The organism is Klebsiella quasipneumoniae subsp. quasipneumoniae (assembly GCF_020525925.1).
Taxonomy (GTDB): Bacteria; Pseudomonadota; Gammaproteobacteria; order Enterobacterales; family Enterobacteriaceae; genus Klebsiella; species Klebsiella quasipneumoniae.
In genome coordinates this window covers 4209104-4228953 of the sequence record NZ_CP084876.1, presented here as the reverse complement: position 1 = coordinate 4228953, position 19850 = coordinate 4209104, and the positions used below count along the sequence as shown (strand labels likewise).

The following is a 19850-nucleotide window of genomic DNA, read 5'->3' as shown; positions in this document are numbered from 1 at the left end:
CTGAATAATGAAAAAGAGTACTCTGGCATTAATGATGATGGGCTTTGTGGCTTCAACGGCGACGCAGGCAGCGGAAGTTTATAATAAGAACGCGAACAAGCTGGATGTGTACGGCAAGATTAAAGCCATGCATTACTTCAGCGACTATGACAGCAAGGATGGCGATCAGACCTACGTGCGTTTCGGTATTAAAGGCGAAACGCAGATTAACGAAGACCTGACCGGCTATGGCCGTTGGGAATCTGAATTCTCCGGTAACAAAACCGAGAGCGACTCCAGCCAGAAGACTCGTCTGGCGTTCGCCGGGCTGAAGCTGAAGAACTACGGCTCCTTCGACTACGGCCGTAACCTTGGCGCCCTGTACGACGTGGAAGCCTGGACCGATATGTTCCCGGAATTCGGCGGCGATTCCTCTGCTCAGACCGATAACTTTATGACCAAGCGCGCCAGCGGCCTGGCGACCTACCGCAACACCGACTTCTTCGGTCTGGTGGATGGTCTGGATATGACCCTGCAGTACCAGGGTAAAAACGAAGGCCGTGAAGCGAAGAAACAGAACGGCGACGGCGTCGGCACCTCGTTAAGCTATGACTTCGGCGGCAGCGACTTCGCCGTCAGCGCGGCCTACACCAGCTCCGACCGTACCAACGATCAGAACCTGCTGGCCCGCGGCCAGGGTTCGAAAGCGGAAGCCTGGGCGACCGGCCTGAAATATGACGCCAACAATATCTACCTGGCGACCATGTACTCTGAAACCCGTAAGATGACCCCGATCAGCGGCGGCTTTGCCAACAAGGCGCAGAACTTTGAAGCGGTGGCGCAGTACCAGTTCGACTTCGGTCTGCGTCCGTCCCTCGGCTATGTGCTGTCGAAAGGGAAGGATATCGAAGGGGTGGGGAGTGAAGATCTGGTTAACTACATTGACGTGGGCCTGACCTACTACTTCAACAAAAACATGAACGCCTTCGTGGATTACAAAATCAACCAGCTGAAAAGCGATAACAAACTCGGCATCAACGATGACGACATCGTCGCGCTGGGCATGACCTACCAGTTCTGATCTACTTCAGAACTATCCGCCGCAGCCCTGGCTGCGGCTTTTTTTTAGCGGCGGTTCTTCGCCAGATGCAGGGTGTCGCTGTTCATGGTGATCTGCGCGTTATACTCCTTCGGCAGACGACGCGCCTGATAGAACGCCGACTCCCAGTAAGGGTTGTCCAGCGAAGAGCGCATCACGCCCTGGCTGCTCGAAGCGTGAAGGAAATTATGATCGGTATCGTAAAAGCCAACGTGCATGCCGGCCCGGGTGCGGAAGAAAACCAGATCGCCGGGACGTAAATCGCGCTTATTGACCCGCACGCCCATGTGCAGCAGCTCGCGGGTGGTGATCCGCTCCATCGGCAGGTTAAAGCGATCCTTCAGCGTGCGCCAGACGAAACCCGAGCAGTCGACGCCGCTTTGTTCAGTCCCGCCCCATTCATAGGGGGTTCCCTGCCAGGTGTGCATCTGGTCATGCAGGGCCGCCACCACCGGGATCAGATCGTCCGATCCGCCGTCAATGGTCATATCCGCATGAGATTTTGTGTGTTTTGCCTGTTTCGGTGAGGAGGAGCATCCTGCCAACAACAAAAAAGGAATTAACAAGAGAGCATGCTTCAGTTTTGGCTTCATATCGTTATTTTCGAAGTAGCAAGCAGACTGCTTTGTTTTATAGCCGATTAAAAAGAACGGCTAAATAAGCTGATGCCGCCTTTACGTTTATTTACGATTAAAAATAAACAACGATGGGATGGATCAGCCATAAAGGGCAGTTGTCACTTCGCAACAGCCTGTGCCAGGATTCTGTCATCAACATCTCACGAGACATTCCATGACGCATAACGCCATCGCCACCGAGACTTTACCCGGCGCCGCTTTCGACGCGGGGTGGATGACGTCTGCGCCTCATTATTGCTTCGCCACGCTCTGCCCACCGCCTCCCCCTCCAGACCGGGTTGTTTTCGGCGCTTAACGCCGTCTTTCCAGGCGCTTACCTGCCGGTATGACGCTTGATACCTTGTGTTTGACGTTCGGGAGCATGCTATGCACGTTCGCTATTCTCTGCTCGCCTCGCAGGCGACAACGGCCACCTTTGTGCTGCTGTGGGGCAGCGCGGCCATTTTTACCCGCTGGGGACTGGACAACGCCTCGCCGATGGCGCTGCTGGTCTTTCGTTTTCTGATTGCCCTGGTCGCGCTGGCGCCGCTGGCCATCGTCCGTCGGCGCTGGCTGCCCGCGCCGGGCACTCGCCTGCAGACAGCGGCCACCGGCCTGATGCTGATTGGCGGCTATTCGGTCTGTTACTTCGAGGCGATGGCCAACGGCGTGACGCCGGGGCTTATCGCCACCATCATGGGGATCCAGCCCATCCTCACGCTTTGCGTGGTGGAGCGCCGCCTGCAGGGGCGGCGGCTGCTGGGGCTGCTGATTGCCCTGGCGGGGCTGGTGTTGCTGGTGTGGCGCAGCCTGGCGGCGTCGCCGATGGCGATGACAGGGATCCTATTTGCGCTGGCGGCTCTGCTGCTGATGACCTTTGGCGCGCTGTGGCAAAAGCGCAGCCGCCAGTCGCCGGCGGATGTCCTGCCGCTTCAGTATGCCGTTAGTCTGGGGCTGTGCCTGTTGATCGCCCCGGTCAGCGGCTTCCGGTTTACCGTTAACGTCGGGTTGATTATTCCGGTGCTGTTTCTCGGGCTGCTGATTTCGGTGGTCGCCCAGCTGCTGCTGTACCGTCTGCTGAGCGCGGGGAATATCGTCAATGTCACCAGCCTCTTTTATCTGGTGCCAGCGATCACGGCGCTGCTGGATTATCTGCTGCTGGGCAATCGGCTGCCGGCGGCGGCGATGGTCGGTATGGTGGCGATCGTCGGCGGGATCGTGCTGGTGTTCCGCACCGGCAAGGTCCGCGCCGGCTGACGGCGAGCCGGGCGCGGTGGCGTCCGGTTCATTTTCCTGTCATCTTTTTTACGCATGCTCCCGGCAGCTTATTTTGACCAGTAAGGGAAGGTACCATGGGCAACACGCTGACGATTTTCGATCTCGATAACACCCTGATACAGGGCGATAGCAGTACGATCTGGAGCCAGTTTATGGTTCGCGAAGGGCTGGCGACGCAGAAGGGGTATCTTGCCCGCGAGGCGCGGCTGATGGCGGATTATGACCGGGGAGAGATGAATATCGCCGATTATGTGGCCCTGATCCAGGCGCCGCTGGCCGGAATACCGAAATCGGACGTAGACGCGCTGGTGGCCCGCTGCGTGCGCGAGGCGATCCTGCCCCGGGTCTATCCCCAGGCGTGGGAACTGATTCGTCGTCTGCGGGCCGAGGGGGAGCAGATGCTGATTATCTCCGCCTCGGTTAGCCTGCTGGTGCAGGCGGTGGCCGCCGCGCTGGAGATTGAGCAGGCGCTGGGCATTGACGTGGCGATGGTCGACGGCGGCTACAGCGGGGAGATTGCCGGGATCCCCAGCTATCAGCAGGGAAAGGTGGCGCGTCTGGCGCAGTGGCGCGAGGCGCATCCGCAGTATGACGGCGAGGTGACTTTTTACACCGATTCCATTAACGATCTGCCGCTGTGCCTGCATGCGGATCGCGTGCGGCTGGTCAATCCCTGTCCGCAGCTGCAGGCGGCCGGTGCCGGATATGGCTGGCCGGTGCTGAGCTGGCGGCTGGAATAGCGGAACGGATAAATGCTTCTGCGGGTTCAGTCGTTGTCGGCCGGGCAAGGCGTGAGCCGCCATCCGGCATAAAGGCGGCTTCGTGCCGGCGGTCATTGCCCGGCGGCGCTGCGCTTGCGCGGGCCTACAGACTGAGCTGGCGGCTGGAATAGCGGAGCGGATAAATGCTTCTGCGGGTTCAGTCGTTGTCGGCCGGGCAAGGCGTGAGCCGCTATCCGGCATAAAGGGGGCTTCGTACTGGCGGTCGTTGCCCGGCGGCGCTGCGCTTGCGCGGGCCTACAGACTGAGCTGGCGGCTGGAATAGCGGAGCGGATAAATGTTTCTGCGGGTTCAGTCGTTGTAGGCCGGATAAGGCGTGAGCCGCCATCCGGCATAAAGGCGGCTTCGTGCCGGCGGTCGTTGCCCGGCGGCGCTGCGCTTGCGCGGGCCTACGGGGTGTGGGCCTGTGAGAGGAACTTGTAGGCCGGGTAAGGCGCAGCCGCCACCCGGCAACATCACGGGTACTGCGCCTGGCGTCTCGCCCGGCGGCGCTGCGCTTGCGTGGGCCTACGGGGTGTGAGCCTGTGAGAGGATCCTCCAGGCCGGGTAAGGCGCAGCCGCCACCCGGCAACATCACGGGTACCGCGCCTGACGTCTCGCCCGGCGGCGCTGCGCTTGCGCGGGCCTGAACGCCAGCCGGACTGCTTCCTGGAGAGGGGAAGCACTGCCGTGTGGTTGTTTATGTTATCTGTGGCTTCAGCGTAGTTTGCGCTCCCGGTTCGTCTTCTGCGTTATGTCCCTTATGGCGCAGGGAGCGCACAGGGGGCGGCCAGTCGCCGCCGCCCCCTGTACCCCCGGGCTCCGGCCAGCAAAATCGCCGCTACGCGGTACCTTCGACTTATCCCTGCAGGCTTCGGGTCGGGCCGAGGCAGCGTCCATGCAAAACACGGCCCTCAGCCCGCATCCATGCGGGCTGCCCCGGCCTTCCGGGAACGTCTCAGCGATTTTGAGGCCGTCAGCACCGGCAGTTTCAGTCGCACAAGTGGGTAAATCAACGACAGGTCGCACGAACCCTGTAGGCCGGGTAAGGCGCAGCCGCCACCCGGCGAAATCAAGGGTACCGCGCCTGGCGTCTCGCCCGGCGGCGCTGCGCTTGCGCGGGCCTACGGGGTGTGAGCCTGTGAGAGGAACTTGTAGGCCGGGTAAGGCGCAGCCGCCACCCGGCACAAAGGCGCGCTAGCGTTCCTCCTGATACAGCGGCACTACGGCGCCGCCGATATAGCGACGGCGCAGCCAGGCGGAGAGGGTGTCCATGAGCATCACCACCGCCACCAGCAGCAGCGTGATAAACATCACCACATCCCAGTTCCACAGGCGCATATTCTCGGCATAGATAAGCCCGATACCGCCGGCGCCGACGAAGCCCAGCACCGCCGCGGAGCGGGTGTTGGATTCAATCTGGTACAGGCTCAGCGCGAGGAAGGTCGGGAACGACTGGGTAAAAATGCCAAAACGATGCTTTTGCAGGCCGTTCGCGCCCACGGCGGTCAGCCCGCGCCCGGGGGAGCGGTCCACGGCTTCGTGTCCTTCCGCGTACAGCCGTCCCAGCAGACCGGTGTCCTGCATGATGATCGCCAGCACCCCGGCCAGCGGCCCGAGGCCTACCGCGCGCACGAAAATCAGCCCCCAGATAGCCATGTCGATCCCGCGCAGCACATCAAACAGGCGGCGCATCAGCAGGGCGAGGGTCCCCAGCACCACGCCGCGCATGATGTTGCGGGCGGCGAAGAAGGAGAGCAGCAGCGCCAGCACCGTGGCGGTGAGCGTCCCGGCGAAGACGATAGCCAGGGTAATGCCGATTTGCGTGAAGTAATAGCCAAACGGCCAGTTCCAGAAGTCGTGCCAGACGAACATCCGCGCCAGATAGCGACCAATCTGCTGCAGGCCGGTGGTCAGCTGTTCGCCGCTGATGCCGAACTGCAGAAAAAACCAGACGTAATAGAGCACGCAGGCCAGCGCCACCAGCCCGACGTAGCGCAGGTAGCGCCCCTGGACCTGATAGAGCTGTTTATGCTGCCGACGGCTGGCGGCGATATCCGGTTGCATGTGCCAGACGCTCATTTCTTACCCTCCAGTACCCACAGGCGCAAACGACCGGACAGCATGTCCAGCGCCGACACCACCAGAATGATCAGCAGCAGGGTGATGCTCACCTGATCGTAACGGTCGAGCTTGATGTTGGTCATCAGCTCCTGGCCGATGCCGCCCGCGCCCACCAGCCCGAGAATGGTCGACGAGCGGAAGTTGATTTCAAGCCGCATAAAGCCGTAGGAGAGAAACAGCGGTTTCACCTGCGGCCACAGGGCGAAGCGAATTTTTTGCAGCGGCGATGCGCCGCAGGCCGCCAGGCCGCGTACCGGTTTGTTTTGCGCGCTTTCCACCGCCTCGTAGAACAGTTTGGTCAGACTGCCGACGGTATGCAGCATGAGCGCCAGAAAGCCCGGGATCGCGCCGATGCCGAACGCCATCACAAAGATCACCGCCCACGCCAACTCGGGCATGGTGCGCAAAAACGCCACCAGCACGCGAATGGCAAAGCGCACCGGCGCCGGGGACCAGGCGTTATTGGCGGCGAGAAACGCGAAAACCGTGGCAATGGCGACCGCCACCAGTGTTGAGGCCAGCGCCAGCTGCAGGGTTTCCCAGATCAGCGGCAGCTGGATCGGCAGGCGATAGCCCCACCAGGCCAGCGACCCTTTGGTCTGCACGTCGGCGAACAGGTTGCCGGCGCTCAGGGGCGGAATAGTCTCTGCCATATAGTCCAGGAAGTGGGGCAGCGAGTGCCAGATAGTCAGCAGATTAAATTCCGCGGCGCTGCCGGCGGCAAAATAGAGCGCCAGCAACAGCAGGGACCAGCAGACGGCATCGCGTTTTTGCCGCGAGCGTATCTGCTGGTAATAGCGTTCAAATTCGATGTGGGTCGTCTTCATGCGTCGGGGATCTTCAACGTAGCGCCGCCGCTCACCTCAGGGCAAGCCGGCGGCGTTGAGGCAGGATTAACGCGCGCTCACCAGCTCGCGTTTCATATCGATAATCTGCTGGAAATCAGCCACGCTGCCCGGGCCGATGTGCTGCGTACCGCCCATCGCTTTGATAAAGCAGGCGTGATCCTCAGTATCCAGTTTTTTCACCGCCGCCACGACCTTCGCCTTAAAGTCCGCCGGCAGCGCATTGCTCACCAGGATCGGGCCGTTCGGGATCAGCGGCGATTGCCAGATAATGCGGATCTGCTTCATCAGATCCGGATGATCCATGCGAATCAGGCGGTTGAACGCGCCGGTGGTGTAGCCGGTGTTGTAATCGCCAACCATCGAGGCCCAGGTCACCGCCCCGGCGAACTGGCCATTCAGCACGCCGAGGATGTCCTGCTCGTGGCCACCGGAGAAGGTGACGCTGGAGAAGGTGTTGTTGTATTTGTTGTCGGCGTTGCCGCCAAATTTTTCTTTAAACGCATGGTTAGGGATCAGATACCCGGAAGTGGAATCCGGGTCGGCGAAGCCAAAGGCTTTGCCTTTTAAATCGTCCAGCGTTTTATATGGGGAGTCGGCTTTGACAATCACCACCGAGTGATAGCCGCGAGACTGATCTTTGTCGTCCACGGCGATGCCGACGATATCCACAGCTTTCGGGTTATTGAGATAAACCGAGGCGTAAGAGGAGGGGGACATGCTCAGCACCACGTCGACTTTACCTCCCAGCAGACCCTGAATCACCCCGGAATAGTCGGAAGAGTTACGCAGTTTGGTATCCACGTTCAGCTCTTTATCGAGGAAGGTCTTCACGCACTGGTTATCGCCGATTTGCTGAGTGGCGTTCTGGCCGCCGAGAATGCCCAGATTCAGCTCTTTCGGCTGCGCCGCCGCTGCCTGCCATGCCATCATCATGCCCGCGACCATTGCGGATAAACGAACTGCGCCAGTCATATATTTTTTCATTATGTTGCCCGTGTGAGTGAAATTAATGCAATTGGCTAACGTCATCGCCGTACAGCTGCTGCAGTACATCCTGCGTCAGCCGGGAGGGGTGATCGTCAAAAATAAGCTGTCCGCTGGCGACGCCGATAACCCGGGTGCAGTAGGACCTGACCAGCTCCACCGAATGCAGGTTGACCATCACGCTGATGCCCTGCTCGCTAATCTCGCGCAGCACATCCATGATGCGCTGGGTGTTTTTCGGATCCAGCGAGGCGACAGGCTCGTCGGCCAGCAAGATCCCGGGGTTTTGCATCAGCGCCCGGCAGATCGCCACCCGCTGCATCTGCCCGCCGGAGAGGTTCTCCGCCCGCTGCAGCGCGTGCGGCAGCATGTTCATCCATTCAAGCAGCGCAATGGCGCGCGCCCGGTCGGCTGCGGGAAAGATTTTAAACAGCGATTTCAGGGTTGAAGTCTGGCTGAGGCGGCCCAGCAGAACGTTGGTGAGTACGTCGAGGCGCGGCACCAGGCAGAAGTCCTGGAAGATCATCCCGCAGTGGCTGCGCCAGGCGTTGAGCGCGCGGCCTTTCAGCCGGGAGACATCGTGCGGGGTACCGACTTCCGGGTAGCTAAGAATTTCGCCGCCGCTGGCGCTGTGGGTGCCATTGAGAACATGCAGGAGCGTCGATTTACCGGCGCCGGAGCGGCCAATAACCCCGACCATTTCACCGGCGTGCAGATCAAAGCTGATGCTGTCCAGCACCTTGTGCTGAGCCTCGTAGGCTTTACTCAGGTTACGCACGCTTAAGACCTTCCGCTGCCGGCCGGCATTGAGATCGGTGAACGGCTGGAAATCAGTTTCGGCCACCGCGGCAAGAGAGCTGTTCATAAGAGTGTCCAGGTTCGTCATTAACTGGCCACTATTAATAGGTCTTTATGTGAAATTTCGATGACGGTATTGCGAACAAACCGTGAACAGGCGGGAAAGGGCGGCGGTGAGCGGTCCACCCGCGCGCGCGTGGCGCGCTGGCAATGTTGCCGATCACGGCACCCTCGGCCCCCGGTCCACCCGAGCGCGCGTGGCGCGCTGGCGAAGCGCCGAAAAGCGGCTATGCTTTCGGGGGCGCGGAGCCAGGCGCCCCTTGACGGCCGGAACGCTCGTCAATCTTCGCTTAATCTTGCTGATGAGAACTGTTATATCGAATAGATAATGCGTCTGCCTTTGTTTAGCATTCAACATTCCCCAGGTATTAACATATACATAACTATTTTGTGCGGCAGGTTAATCTATTCATGAGTCTTATGTGTTGGTGAATCATCCTGGTTGTTGCTTCTTTTTGGATTTATATTCTTTATTTTTTAATAAATTTGGTTTATTCGACAACTTCATTCTGCCCTCCATTAAGAATATTCCTAACATAATAGGGTGAAGATCCTGGGTAATATAAAATTCAGCTAAGAATCGACGGTAATATTGTCAATAACCTCATGAAAATAAATGTCTTTTTTCTTTCCTCAAAAAAACGATATTTTCAGTTTTTGTAAATATTGACCTGGGCGCGAAATTCATTGCCTTTCCGCATGTTGACACTCTATAGGAAAAAACTTAAATTCAACGCCAAGCAGAAAATAATTATAGTTTAACCCCGCTTATCCAATATTGATAGGTAATGCGTGTCTTATTTAATGGCGATTTATTAAAGGAATGGAATACGCCAGTTAACTTTATAGGCCTGGCAAGCAGTGAAGTTGTAAAAATGATTACTTCAAGGACTATGAGGTTAAAAACTATATGGAATATAAAAGCTGTTCCGATAAGTATATTTGGTCTGCCCATGACTCCTACTTCTATAAAGGATTATCCGAACTGATTGTAGATATCGACGAATTAATTTATCTGTCGCTAGAGAAAATCAGAAGAGATTTCGTGTTTATCAATCTCAATACGGCTTCGTTAAACGAATTTATCAGGCGCGACAGCGAATGGCTATCCGCGGTAAAGGGGAAACAGGTCGTATTAATTGCGGCCAGAAAGTCAGAGGCCTTAGCGAATTACTGGTATTACAATAGCGATATTCGCGGCGTGGTATATGTTGGTCTGAGTCGCGATATTCGAAAAGAGCTGGCCTATGTGATTAATGGCAGGTTTCTCCGTAAAGATATTAAGAAAGATAAAATTACAGACCGGGAAATGAAAATTATCCGCATGACCGCCCAGGGCATGCAGCCGAAATCGATCGCCAGAATTGAAAATTGTAGCGTGAAGACAGTGTATACCCATCGGCGCAATGCTGAGGCCAAGCTGTATTCCAAAATATATAAGTTAGTTCAGTAACACCCAGGCAAGTTAATTTTTGAATGGTTCACCGGGACATCATGTCCTTAATTCAACTCAGGAAGAAAAAGCGATGAAAAAAAAGGTTCTGGCAATAGCTCTGGTAACGGCGTTTACCGGTATGGGTGTGGCGCAGGCTGCTGACGTAACGGCTCAGGCTGTAGCGACCTGGTCTGCGACCGCCAAAAAAGACACCACCAGCAAACTGGTCGTCACCCCGCTCGGCAGCCTGGCGTTCCAGTATGCCGAAGGCGTGAAAGGTTTTAACTCACAGAAAGGTCTGTTTGACGTGGCAATTGAGGGTGACGCAACGGCGACCGCCTTTAAGCTGACCTCGCGTCTTATCACCAACACCTTAACCCAGCTGGATACCTCCGGCTCCACGCTGAGCGTGGGCGTGGATTATAACGGCGCAGCGGTGGAAAAAACCGGTGATACCGTGATGATCGATACCGCCAACAACATTCTGGGCGGCAACCTCAGCGCGCTGGCTAATGGCTACAACGCCAGCGGCCGCACCACCGCGCAGGATGGTTTCACCTTCTCTATCATCAGCGGCACCACTGACGGCACCACCGCCGTGACCGATTACAGCACCCTGCCGGAAGGGATCTGGAGCGGCGACGTTAGCGTCCAGTTCGACGCTACCTGGACCAGCTGATCCTTCTGATGCACCAGCAGGGGGGGCTCCCCCTGCTTTTTTCACGGACGGAATTGTTATGAAAAAGCACCTTCTGGCCCTCGGGCTGCTGCTTGCCGGAGTATCGCCGGCGCAGGCGCTGGATGTCGGCGATATCTCATCTTTTATGAACAGCGGCAGCAGCACGCTGAGCAAAACGATCAAGAACAGCACCGACAGCGGCCGGCTGATCAATATCCATCTCGAACGGCTCTCTTCCCCGCTGGATGACGGACAGGTTATCCCGATGGATAAACCGGATGAGGTGCTGCTCACTCCCGCCAGCCTGCTGCTACCCGCCCAGGCCAGCGATGTGATCCGCTTCTTCTACAAAGGCCCGGCGGATGACAAAGAGCGCTACTACCGCATTGTCTGGTTCGACCAGGCGCTCAGCGATGCCCAGCGCGATAACGCCACCCGCAGCGCGGTGGCCACCGCTTCCGCCCGCATCGGCACCATCCTGGTGGTGGCGCCCCGGCAGGTGAACTACCGCTTTCAGTACGCCAACGGCTCCCTGACCAACACCGGGAACGCGACGCTGCGGATCCTCGCCTACGGCCCTTGCCTGAAGGCCGCCGAGGGTAAGGAGTGTAAAGAGAACTACTACCTGATGCCGGGTAAATCACGCCGTTTTACGCGCGTGGACACGGCGGATAAAAAAGGACGGGTTGCGCTTTGGCAGGGTGAGCAGTTTGTTCCCGTGAAATAGACAGCTGTGCAGATGGATAACGACGATGCCTCTACAACGGATTTCCCCAGGACTGAAAACACGGCTTGCCTTCGGCATGTTTTTTTTGTTCGTTCAGCCCGACGCCAGCGCGGCTGCCCCAGGGGCGCAGCAGATTGGCGGGGTGATTATTCCGCAGGCCTTCAGCCAGGCGCTGCAGGACGGCATGAGCGTTCCTCTCTATATTCATCTTGCCGGCAGCCAGGACACCCGGGACGATCAGCGGATCGGCAGCGCCTTTATCTGGCTGGACGGCGGCCAGCTGCGCGTTCGGCAGATCCGGCTGGAGGACAATGAGGGTAACGCCAGCGTCAGCGAACAGACCCGCCAGCAGCTGACTGGCCTCGCCAACGCCCCGTTCAGCGAGGCGCTCACCATCACGCTGACCGACAGCGCGCAGCTGGATCTCAGCCTGCGCCAGCTGCTGCTGCAGCTGGTGGTCAAGCGCGAGGCGCTGGGCACCGTGCTGCGCTCGCGCAGCGAAGACATCGGCCAGTCGAGCGTCAACGCCCTCAGCAGCAACCTGAGCTATAACCTCGGCGTTTATAACAACCAGATGCGCAACGGCGGGAGCAACACCTCCAGCTACCTGTCGCTGAACAACGTCACGGCGCTGCGTGAGCATCATGTGGTGCTCGACGGCTCACTGTACGGGATCGGCAGCGGTCAGCAGGACAGTGAATTATATAAGGCCATGTATGAACGCGATTTCGCCGGCCACCGCTTTGCCGGCGGGATGCTTGACACCTGGAACCTGCAGTCCCTGGGGCCGATGACCGCTATTTCGGCGGGCAAGATTTACGGCCTTTCCTGGGGGAACCAGGCCAGCTCCACCGTCTTCGACAACAGCCAGTCCGCCACGCCGGTGATCGCCTTTCTGCCGGCGGCGGGCGAGGTGCATCTCACTCGTGACGGCCGGTTGCTGAGCGTCCAGAACTTCGCCATGGGGAACCATGAAGTGGATACCCGCGGCCTGCCGTACGGTATTTACGACGTGGAGGTAGAGGTGATCGTCAACGGGCGGGTGGTCAGCAAACGCACCCAGCGGGTCAATAAGCTGTTCAGCCGGGGACGCGGCGCCGGCGCGCCGCTGGCGTGGCAGGTGTGGGGCGGCAGTTTTCATATGGATCGCTGGTCGGAGAGCGGGAAAAAGACCCGGCCGGCGAAAGAGAGCTGGCTGGCGGGCCTCTCGGCCTCCGGGTCGCTCAGCACCCTGAACTGGGCGGCAACGGGCTATGGCTATGACAACCAGGCGGTGGGAGAAACCCGCCTGACGCTGCCGCTGGGCGAGTCGATCAACGTTAACCTGCAGAATATGCTGGCCAGCGACAGCTCGTGGAGCAGCGTCGGCAGCATCAGCGCCACGCTGCCGGGGGGCTTTAGTTCAGTGTGGATCAACCAGGAGAGAACCCGCATTGGCGATCAGTTGCGGCGCAGCGATGCCGACAACCGGGCGATCGGCGGCACCCTCAACCTCAACGCGCTGTGGTCGAAGCTGGGGACGTTCAGCGTCAGCTACAACGATGACCGCCGCTACAACAGCCATTACTACACCGCGGATTACTATCAGACGGTCTACAGCGGCGCCTTTGGATCGCTCGGCCTGCGGGCGGGGATCCAGCGCTATAACAATGGCGACAGCAGCGCCAACACCGGGAAATATATCGCCCTCGATCTGTCGCTGCCGCTGGGCAACTGGTTCAGCGCCGGGATGACCCATCAGAACGGCTACACCATGGCTAACCTCTCAGCGCGCAAGCAGTTTGATGAAGGCACCATTCGCACCATCGGCGCCAATCTGTCGCGGGCCATCTCCGGCGATACCGGGGATGACAAAACCCTCAGCGGCGGGGCGTATGCCCAGTTCGACGCCCGCTACGCCAGCGGCACGCTGAACGTTAACAGCGCGGCGGACGGCTACGTCAACACCAACCTCACCGCCAGCGGCAGCGTCGGCTGGCAGGGCAAAAACATCGCCGCCAGCGGACGAACCGACGGCAACGCCGGGGTGATCTTCAACACCGGGCTGGAGGATGACGGTCAGATCAGCGCCAGGGTCAACGGGCGGATCTTCCCGCTCAGCGGCAAGCGTAACTATCTGCCGCTCTCACCCTATGGCCGCTATGAGGTGGAGCTGCAAAACAGCAAAAACTCGCTCGACAGTTACGACATCGTCAGCGGGCGCAAGAGTCATCTGACCCTCTATCCCGGCAACGTGGCGGTGATTGAGCCTGAGGTGAAGCAGATGGTCACCGTCTCCGGTCGTATTCGGGCGGAAGACGGCACGCTGCTGGCGAATGCGCGGATTAACAACCATATCGGCCGTACCCGCACCGATGAAAACGGCGAGTTTGTCATGGATGTGGATAAGAAATACCCCACGATCGATTTCAGCTACGGCGGCAATAAAACCTGCGAAGTGGCGCTGGAGCTCAGCCAGGCGCGCGGCGCCGTCTGGGTGGGGGATGTGGTTTGCAGCGGCCTCTCGTCGTGGGCGGCGGCGCAGCAGACAGGAGAAGAGAATGAAAGTTAACCCCTTAATCGCCCTGGCGATCCTCGCGCTGCTCTGGCCGGCGGCCGCGCTCAGGGCGGCGGTGTCGAAGACCACCTGGTCGGATGCGCCGGCGCGCGAGTTTGTGTTTGTGGAAAACAACTCCGACGACAACTTTTTCGTCACCCCCGGCGGGGCGCTGGATCCGCGCATGACCGGCGCCAACCGCTGGACCGGCTTAAAATACACCGGCTCCGGGACCATCTATCAGCAGAGTCTCGGCTATATCGATAACGGCTACAACACCGGGCTCAATGCCAACTGGAAGTTTGATATGTGGCTGGAAAACTCGCCGGTTTCGCACCCCTTAACCGGCCTGCGCTGCATCAACTGGTACGCCGGGTGCGATATGGCCACCAGTCTGATCCTGCCGCAAACCACCGACGCCAGCGGGTTCTATGGCGCGACGGTGACCAGCGGCGGCGCGAAGTGGATGCACGGTATGATGTCGGACGCCTTCTATCAGTATCTGCAGCAGATGCCGGTCGGCGGCAGCTTCACGATGACCATCAATGCCTGCCAGACCTCGGTGAACTACGACGCCAGCAGCGGCGCGCGCTGTAAGGATCAGGCCTCCGGCAACTGGTATGTGCGCAACGTCACCCACACCAAAGCCGCGAGCCTGCGGTTGATAAACACCCACTCGCTGGCGGAGGTGTTTATCAACAGCGATGGCGTGCCGACCCTCGGGGAAGGGAACGCCGACTGCCGGACGCAGACCATCGGCAGCCGCTCAGGATTAAGCTGTAAGATGGTCAACTATACCTTGCAGACCAATGGGTTAAGCAACACCTCGATCCATATTTTCCCGGCGATCGCCAACTCGTCGCTGGCCTCGGCCGTCGGGGCGTACGATATGCAGTTCAGCCTCAACGGCAGCTCATGGAAGCCGGTGAGCAATACCGCCTATTACTACACCTTCAACGAGATGAAGAGCTCAGACGCAATCTATGTGTTCTTCTCCAGCAACTTCTTTAAGCAGATGGTGAATCTCGGGATCAGCGATATCAATACCAAGGATCTGTTCAACTTTCGCTTCCAGAACACCACCTCGCCGGAGTCAGGCTGGTATGAGTTTTCCACCTCCAACACGCTGATTATCAAGCCCCGTGATTTCAGCATCAGCATTATCTCCGACGAATATACCTCGGCGCCGTCGCGGGAGGGGTATGTCGGCAGCGGCGAACCGGCGCTCGATTTCGGCTACATCGTCACCACCAGCGGTAAAACGGCCGCCGACGAAGTGCTGATCAAAGTGACCGGACCGGCGCAGGTGATTGGCGGGCGCTCCTACTGTCTCTTTAGCTCCGATGACGGTACGGCGAAAGTGCCGTTCCCGGCGACGCTCTCTTTTATCACCCGCAGCGGCGCGACGCAGACCTACGACGCCGGGTGCGATGACAGCTGGCGGGATATGACCGATGCGCTGTGGCTGACCACGCCGTGGACCGATATCTCCGGCGAAGTGGGGCAGATGGATAAGACCACGGTGAAATTCTCGATTCCGATGGATAACGCCATTTCGCTGCGGACGGTAGACGATAACGGCTGGTTTGGCGAAGTCAGCGCTTCAGGAGAGATTCATGTCCAGGCGACGTGGCGCAACATTAACTAAGGCCCTGCTGACGGTGGGCTGCCTGCTGGTGGCTCCGCTGGCGCAGGCTATCTCGGTCGGCAACCTGACCTTTTCCCTGCCGGCTGAAGCGGATTTCGCCAGCAAACGGGTGGTCAACAACAATAAAAGCGCGCGGCTGTACCGCATCGCCGTCAGCGCCATCGATCGCCCGGGCGGCAGCGAAGTGCGCTCCCGGCCGGTGGATGGCGAGCTGCTGTTCGCCCCCCGTCAGCTGGCGCTGCAGGCCGGGGAGAGCGAATACTTCAAATTTTACTATCATGGCCCGCGGGACAATCGCGAGCGCTATTATCGGGTCTCGTTTCGCGAAATCCCCACCCGCAACCTGACGAGGCGCGGCCCGACCGGCGGCGAGGTCAGCATGGAGCCGGTGGTGGTGATGGATACCATTCTGGTGGTGCGCCCGCGCGAGGTGCAGTTTAAATGGTCTTTCGATAAAGTGGCCGGGACGGTGAGCAACACCGGCAATACCTGGTTTAAGCTGCTGATTAAGCCAGGATGCGATTCGACCGAAGAGGAGGGGGACGCGTGGTATCTGCGTCCCGGGGACGTGGTTCGCCAGCCGGCGCTGCGCCAGCCGGGGAACCACTATCTGGTCTATAACGACAAATTTATTAAGATCAGCGATACCTGCCCGCTGAAGCCCCGCCCCGCGGAGTGAACCTTACCCGGCGGCCGCGCGGCGGGTAAAGCGCCGGCTGGCCAGCAGGCTCAGACCGCAGCACAGCAGGTAGTACACCGCGCCGGTGAAGACGAAGATCGCCAGGGGATAGATCTGCACCCGGTTGTTGACCTGGCCGGCCACGGTGGTCAGCTCCGGGACGTTGACGATAAACGCCAGCGACGTGTCTTTCAGCAGGCCGATAAAGATCCCCACCAGCGAGGGCTGAACGTTACGCAGCGCCTGTGGGAGCAGCACCAGGCGCAGCGTTTGCCCGGGGGCGAACCCCTGGGTCAGCGCCGCCTCATACTGTCCTTTCGGCAGCGACTGCAGCCCGGCCAGCACCGAGTGCATCACCGAGGCGGCGGTAAACCACGCCAGCGCCAGGGTCACGGTCACCGCGCCGGGCAGATCGCCGCCGGTCAGCATCGGCAGCAGATACCACAGCCAGAAGATGACAAATATCAGCGGGATGCCGCGGATAATTTCCGCCCACAGAAACAGCAGACGCCGCGTCAGCCCGCCGTAGCGCCAGGCCAGCCCCGCCAGCGCAATGCCTCCCGGCAGCGCCAGCAGCGTGGCGCCGATAGCCATCAGCAGGGTCAGGGCCACGCCGCCGGGCTGGCCCTCCGCCAGCCGGCCCCACAGCAGGTAATCAAGGTTATCGGCGATCACCGCCAGATTAGCGTTCATGTTGGGCGCTCCGTTGCAGTTTTCTTCCCGGGCCGAGACGCGTTAGCGCCACGCCCATCGCCACCCCCAGCGCCAGGTACAGCGCGGTGCCGACGGCAAAAGCCTCCAGGGCGTGCGCGTTATAGCTCTCAATCTGCCGCACCTGATAAGTCAGTTCCGCAAAGCCGATGCCGCTGGCCAGCGATGAGAGTTTCATCAGGTTGAGATACTGGCCGACAATCGGCTGCCAGGCGTTGGCCAGCCCCTGCGGCAGAAGGATAAAGCGCAGCTCCTGCCACGGCGTAAAGCCCTGCGACAGCGCGGCTTCCCGCTGCCCGTGGCTGACGGCGCGCAGTCCGGAGGCGATCTCTTCCACCAGAAAGGCGGAGGTAAAGACCCCCAGCCCCCACATTGAGCAGAGGAACTCCGGCGTCAGCCACCAGACGTTGCCCGGCAGAATGGACCAGGCGTGCTCGTCGTTCACCACGTTCTTCACCGCCAGCGGCAGCAGGTTCCAGGCGGCAAAGTACCAGAACAGCAGCTGGACCAGCAGCGGGGTATTGCGAAACAGCGAGACCCACGCGGCCACCAGCCCGCGCCCCGCGCGGCCGCCGCCGAGACGCAGGGCCAGCAGCAGAACCGCCAGCGCAGTGGCGAGGAGGATCCCGGCGACGCTGACCCAGACGGTGGTGAGAAAACCAGAGATAATCCATTGCAACGGCTGTCCGCTCAGGACGCCGTGCCAGTCAAGCATCGGCGTCACTCGAGGCTCTCCTGGTGCAGCGGATCCAGCACCTTCTGCAGAAAACGCCGCGCACGGGCATGCTGCGGATGGGCGAAAAACTCAGCCGGCGGGGCGACCTCGAGAATGTCGCCGCCGTCGATAAACACCACCCGGTCGGCAATTTCGCGGGCAAACTGCATCTCGTGGGTCACCACCAGCATGGTGATCCCGCTGTGGGCGAGGTTTTTCATCACCTGCAGCACTTCGCCGATCATCTCCGGGTCGAGCGCCGAAGTGGGCTCATCGAACAGGATAATCTGCGGCGAGGAGGCCAGGGCGCGGGCGATCGCCACCCGCTGCTGCTGGCCGCCGGAGAGCTGCGCCGGCATCTGCTGCGCTTTCTCCTCCAGCCCGACCTGACGCAGCAGCGCCAGCGCCCGCTCCTGTGCCGCGCTTTTTCCCCAGCCGTGGACGCGCTCCAGCGCCAGCGTGATGTTCTCCTGCGCCGTCAGGTGGGCGTAAAGGTTGAACTGCTGGAAGACAAAGCCGACGCGGCTGCGCAGCTGGCGCAAGGCGCTGCCGCTAAGCCGGCTGGTGGGTTTGCCGTCGATCAGGATCTCGCCGCCGCTTAAGGATTCGAGCTGGTTGATCAGGCGGATCAACGTCGATTTTCCCGATCCGGAAGGGCCGAGGATCGCCACCACTTCGCCGGGATCGACCTGCAGGTTGATGGCGTTGAGCACCTGATGATCGCCGTAGCGCTTGGCCACCTCACGAAAGGTAATGCTGGCGCGCTGCAGACGTGAAAAATCCGCGGCCGGGGCCGCGGAGTGGGAGAATAAACCCGAGAACATATTATTTCGCTTCTATGGTAAAGGCGCGCGGCTGCGGCGTTTTAGTGGCAGGGCCAAACCAGACATCGTAAATTTTCGCGGCTTCGCCGGTTTTCTCCAGCTTCACCAGCTCATCGTTGACGGCCTTCAGCAGGGCCGGTTCGCCTTTCTTCACCCCCACGCCAATCTCTTCTTTGCTGAGCAGGTCGGGCAGAATTTTAAACTTGGCTTTATCCGGCGCTTCCGCCAGCAGACCGGCAAGGATGGTGCTGTCCTGGGTGATGGCCTGGACGTTGCCGTTGCGCAGGGCGGTCAGGGCCAGCGGAATATCGTCATAGGAGAGGACGCGAGCCTGCGGGAAACGCTGGTGCAGCGCCTGTTCGCCGGTGGTGCCTTTCACCGCGCCGATGCGCGCTTTGCTGTACTCATCAAGCTTATCCGGAGACCCGGCCGGCACGAGGAACTGCTGGCCAGTGACGAAATACGGCGTTGAGAAATCAATAACCTGGGCCCGCTCCGGGGTGATGGTAATGTCGGCGACGATCAGGTCGGCTTTGCCGGACTGCAGCAGCGGAATACGGTTGGCCGGGTTAGTGGCCACCAGTTCGAGTTTGACGCCGAGCGCTTTCGCCAGCGCCTGGGCAAAGTCGACGTCGTAGCCGACGATATGGTGGGTTTTGGCGTCCACGGAGCCGAACGGCGGATTGGCGTCAAAGGTGGCGACTTTCACGACGCCGGCGGCTTTGATGTCAGCCAGCTGGTCGGCCTGCGCCTGCGAGGCGAGCAGCAGCATACCCAGCGCCAGTGCGATTTTTGTGGTTTTGTTGCGCATATTTTTTCCCCTGAATCCCTGTTTTGTTTTGTGGACATCACGCTCCCACACATTGCCCGTCGGCGGCAAAGAAGAAAAAATTCTTATCTATAACGAAAAAGAACTTAACAAACCTGTGGGTATTCTTTATGCGCTGGTAGCGTTTTACCGGCGCAGTCACGACTGCCGGGCGGTCCCTTCTTCCTCAGGGAGAGGGCCAGGGTGAGGGTGACAGGACCGGGCGTAATATGCGCCAGCCAGGATTGCAAATTCGGAATTAATATTTCCCGCGCCCGGCCAGCTGTGGTTGAAATAGACCCAGGCGATTCGCTTCCCGACAGAGGAGAAAACGAAAGTGGCATTGTGGCAACGGTTAACGGGCTGGCTGGCTTTTTTGTCCAACGGTGAAGCCGGACAGCAAGATACTCAACGCGTCATGGAGGCGATCCTGCCGGTGGCCAGCCTCTACGGCGTGGACATTGGCAACGTGGAAACCCGGTGGTTCCGTCATGATAAGACATACTGAGCGACGCAGGACGCGAGAAGCCTACTGGAACGAGG

General features: G+C 59.7%; 19 protein-coding genes. 10 read left to right on the top strand and 9 right to left on the bottom strand.

Going from position 1 to position 19850, the window contains the following annotated elements; genetic code table 11:
* The first annotated feature begins 7 nt into the window (after positions 1-7).
* Complete coding sequence (gene phoE / locus LGM20_RS20410; RefSeq protein WP_023288537.1) at positions 8-1060, top strand: phosphoporin PhoE; 1053 nt, start codon at positions 8-10, stop codon at positions 1058-1060.
* 44 nt (positions 1061-1104) lie between these two features.
* Here phoE and LGM20_RS20405 read toward each other — a convergent pair whose 3' ends face one another.
* Entirely contained in the window at positions 1105-1671 is a 567-nt protein-coding gene (locus LGM20_RS20405; RefSeq protein WP_044521172.1) for a C40 family peptidase, read from the bottom strand.
* A 411-nt stretch (positions 1672-2082) separates the two neighbouring features.
* Between LGM20_RS20405 and LGM20_RS20400 the strand changes: the two genes are divergently transcribed.
* Positions 2083-2952: a DMT family transporter gene (locus LGM20_RS20400; protein WP_044521175.1), complete on the top strand. Its 870-nt coding sequence runs from the start codon at positions 2083-2085 to the stop codon at positions 2950-2952.
* A gap of 95 nt (positions 2953-3047) precedes the next feature.
* The gene (locus LGM20_RS20395; RefSeq protein ID WP_023288539.1) at positions 3048-3713 is read left to right on the top strand and encodes an HAD family hydrolase; all 666 of its coding nucleotides are present in this window, start codon (positions 3048-3050) and stop codon (positions 3711-3713) included.
* 1215 nt (positions 3714-4928) lie between these two features.
* Here LGM20_RS20395 and phnE (LGM20_RS20390) read toward each other — a convergent pair.
* The 4 genes from phnE (LGM20_RS20390) to phnC form a co-directional block, all read right to left on the bottom strand.
* Complete coding sequence (phnE, locus tag LGM20_RS20390; RefSeq protein ID WP_044521188.1) at positions 4929-5813, bottom strand: phosphonate ABC transporter, permease protein PhnE; 885 nt, start codon at positions 5811-5813, stop codon at positions 4929-4931.
* Entirely contained in the window at positions 5810-6682 is an 873-nt protein-coding gene (gene phnE / locus LGM20_RS20385) for a phosphonate ABC transporter, permease protein PhnE (protein WP_032453208.1), read from the bottom strand. Before phnE (LGM20_RS20385) ends, phnE (LGM20_RS20390) begins: the two co-directional genes overlap by 4 nt.
* A 66-nt stretch (positions 6683-6748) precedes the next feature.
* A complete protein-coding gene (gene phnD / locus LGM20_RS20380) occupies positions 6749-7687 on the bottom strand; it encodes a phosphonate ABC transporter substrate-binding protein (RefSeq protein ID WP_032428601.1) in 939 nt (312 codons plus the stop codon).
* 22 nt (positions 7688-7709) lie between these two features.
* Positions 7710-8552 carry a phosphonate ABC transporter ATP-binding protein gene (gene phnC / locus LGM20_RS20375; protein ID WP_044521194.1) on the bottom strand — a complete coding sequence of 281 codons (843 nt, stop codon included), beginning with the start codon at positions 8550-8552 and terminating at the stop codon, positions 7710-7712.
* A gap of 903 nt (positions 8553-9455) precedes the next feature.
* Here phnC and ecpR point away from each other — a divergent pair.
* From ecpR to LGM20_RS20345, 6 genes are all read left to right on the top strand, one after another.
* Positions 9456-9998, top strand: a complete 543-nt coding sequence (gene ecpR, locus LGM20_RS20370; protein WP_023288544.1) for an ECP biosynthesis operon DNA-binding transcriptional regulator EcpR — start codon at positions 9456-9458, stop codon at positions 9996-9998.
* A gap of 73 nt (positions 9999-10071) precedes the next feature.
* On the top strand, positions 10072-10659 hold the full coding sequence (ecpA, locus tag LGM20_RS20365; protein WP_023288545.1) for a common pilus major fimbrillin subunit EcpA: 588 nt from the start codon (positions 10072-10074) through the stop codon (positions 10657-10659).
* 58 nt (positions 10660-10717) lie between these two features.
* Positions 10718-11386 (top strand): EcpB family pilus assembly chaperone, encoded by a 669-nt coding sequence (locus LGM20_RS20360; protein ID WP_023288546.1) that lies wholly within the window; start codon positions 10718-10720, stop codon positions 11384-11386.
* Positions 11387-11411: 25 nt separating this feature from the next.
* Positions 11412-13937, top strand: coding sequence for a fimbrial biogenesis outer membrane usher protein (locus LGM20_RS20355; protein ID WP_044521197.1), 2526 nt, complete (start codon positions 11412-11414; stop codon positions 13935-13937).
* Positions 13927-15570, top strand: coding sequence for a fimbrial adhesin EcpD (ecpD, locus tag LGM20_RS20350; protein ID WP_044521199.1), 1644 nt, complete (start codon positions 13927-13929; stop codon positions 15568-15570). The genes LGM20_RS20355 and ecpD overlap by 11 nt, the downstream gene beginning before the upstream one ends.
* Positions 15539-16249 carry a fimbrial biogenesis chaperone gene (locus LGM20_RS20345; RefSeq protein WP_044521203.1) on the top strand — a complete coding sequence of 237 codons (711 nt, stop codon included), beginning with the start codon at positions 15539-15541 and terminating at the stop codon, positions 16247-16249. Before ecpD ends, LGM20_RS20345 begins: the two co-directional genes overlap by 32 nt.
* Positions 16250-16252: 3 nt before the next feature.
* Here the strand turns inward: LGM20_RS20345 and LGM20_RS20340 are convergent, their stop codons facing one another.
* Genes LGM20_RS20340 through LGM20_RS20325 form a run of 4 tightly spaced genes read right to left on the bottom strand, consistent with a single transcriptional unit; the run spans position 16253 to position 19310 of the window.
* On the bottom strand, positions 16253-16942 hold the full coding sequence (locus LGM20_RS20340; protein WP_044521205.1) for an amino acid ABC transporter permease: 690 nt from the start codon (positions 16940-16942) through the stop codon (positions 16253-16255).
* Positions 16932-17684 carry an amino acid ABC transporter permease gene (locus LGM20_RS20335; RefSeq protein WP_044521207.1) on the bottom strand — a complete coding sequence of 251 codons (753 nt, stop codon included), beginning with the start codon at positions 17682-17684 and terminating at the stop codon, positions 16932-16934. The genes LGM20_RS20340 and LGM20_RS20335 overlap by 11 nt, the downstream gene beginning before the upstream one ends.
* Positions 17681-18499, bottom strand: a complete 819-nt coding sequence (locus LGM20_RS20330; protein WP_023288551.1) for an amino acid ABC transporter ATP-binding protein — start codon at positions 18497-18499, stop codon at positions 17681-17683. The genes LGM20_RS20335 and LGM20_RS20330 overlap by 4 nt, the downstream gene beginning before the upstream one ends.
* A gap of 1 nt (position 18500) precedes the next feature.
* Entirely contained in the window at positions 18501-19310 is an 810-nt protein-coding gene (locus tag LGM20_RS20325) for an ABC transporter substrate-binding protein (protein WP_002890106.1), read from the bottom strand.
* Positions 19311-19644: 334 nt separating this feature from the next.
* On the opposite strand from LGM20_RS20325, the gene LGM20_RS20320 reads away from it, so the two are divergent.
* Entirely contained in the window at positions 19645-19815 is a 171-nt protein-coding gene (locus LGM20_RS20320; RefSeq protein ID WP_002890108.1) for a hypothetical protein, read from the top strand.
* Positions 19816-19850 lie beyond the last annotated feature (35 nt).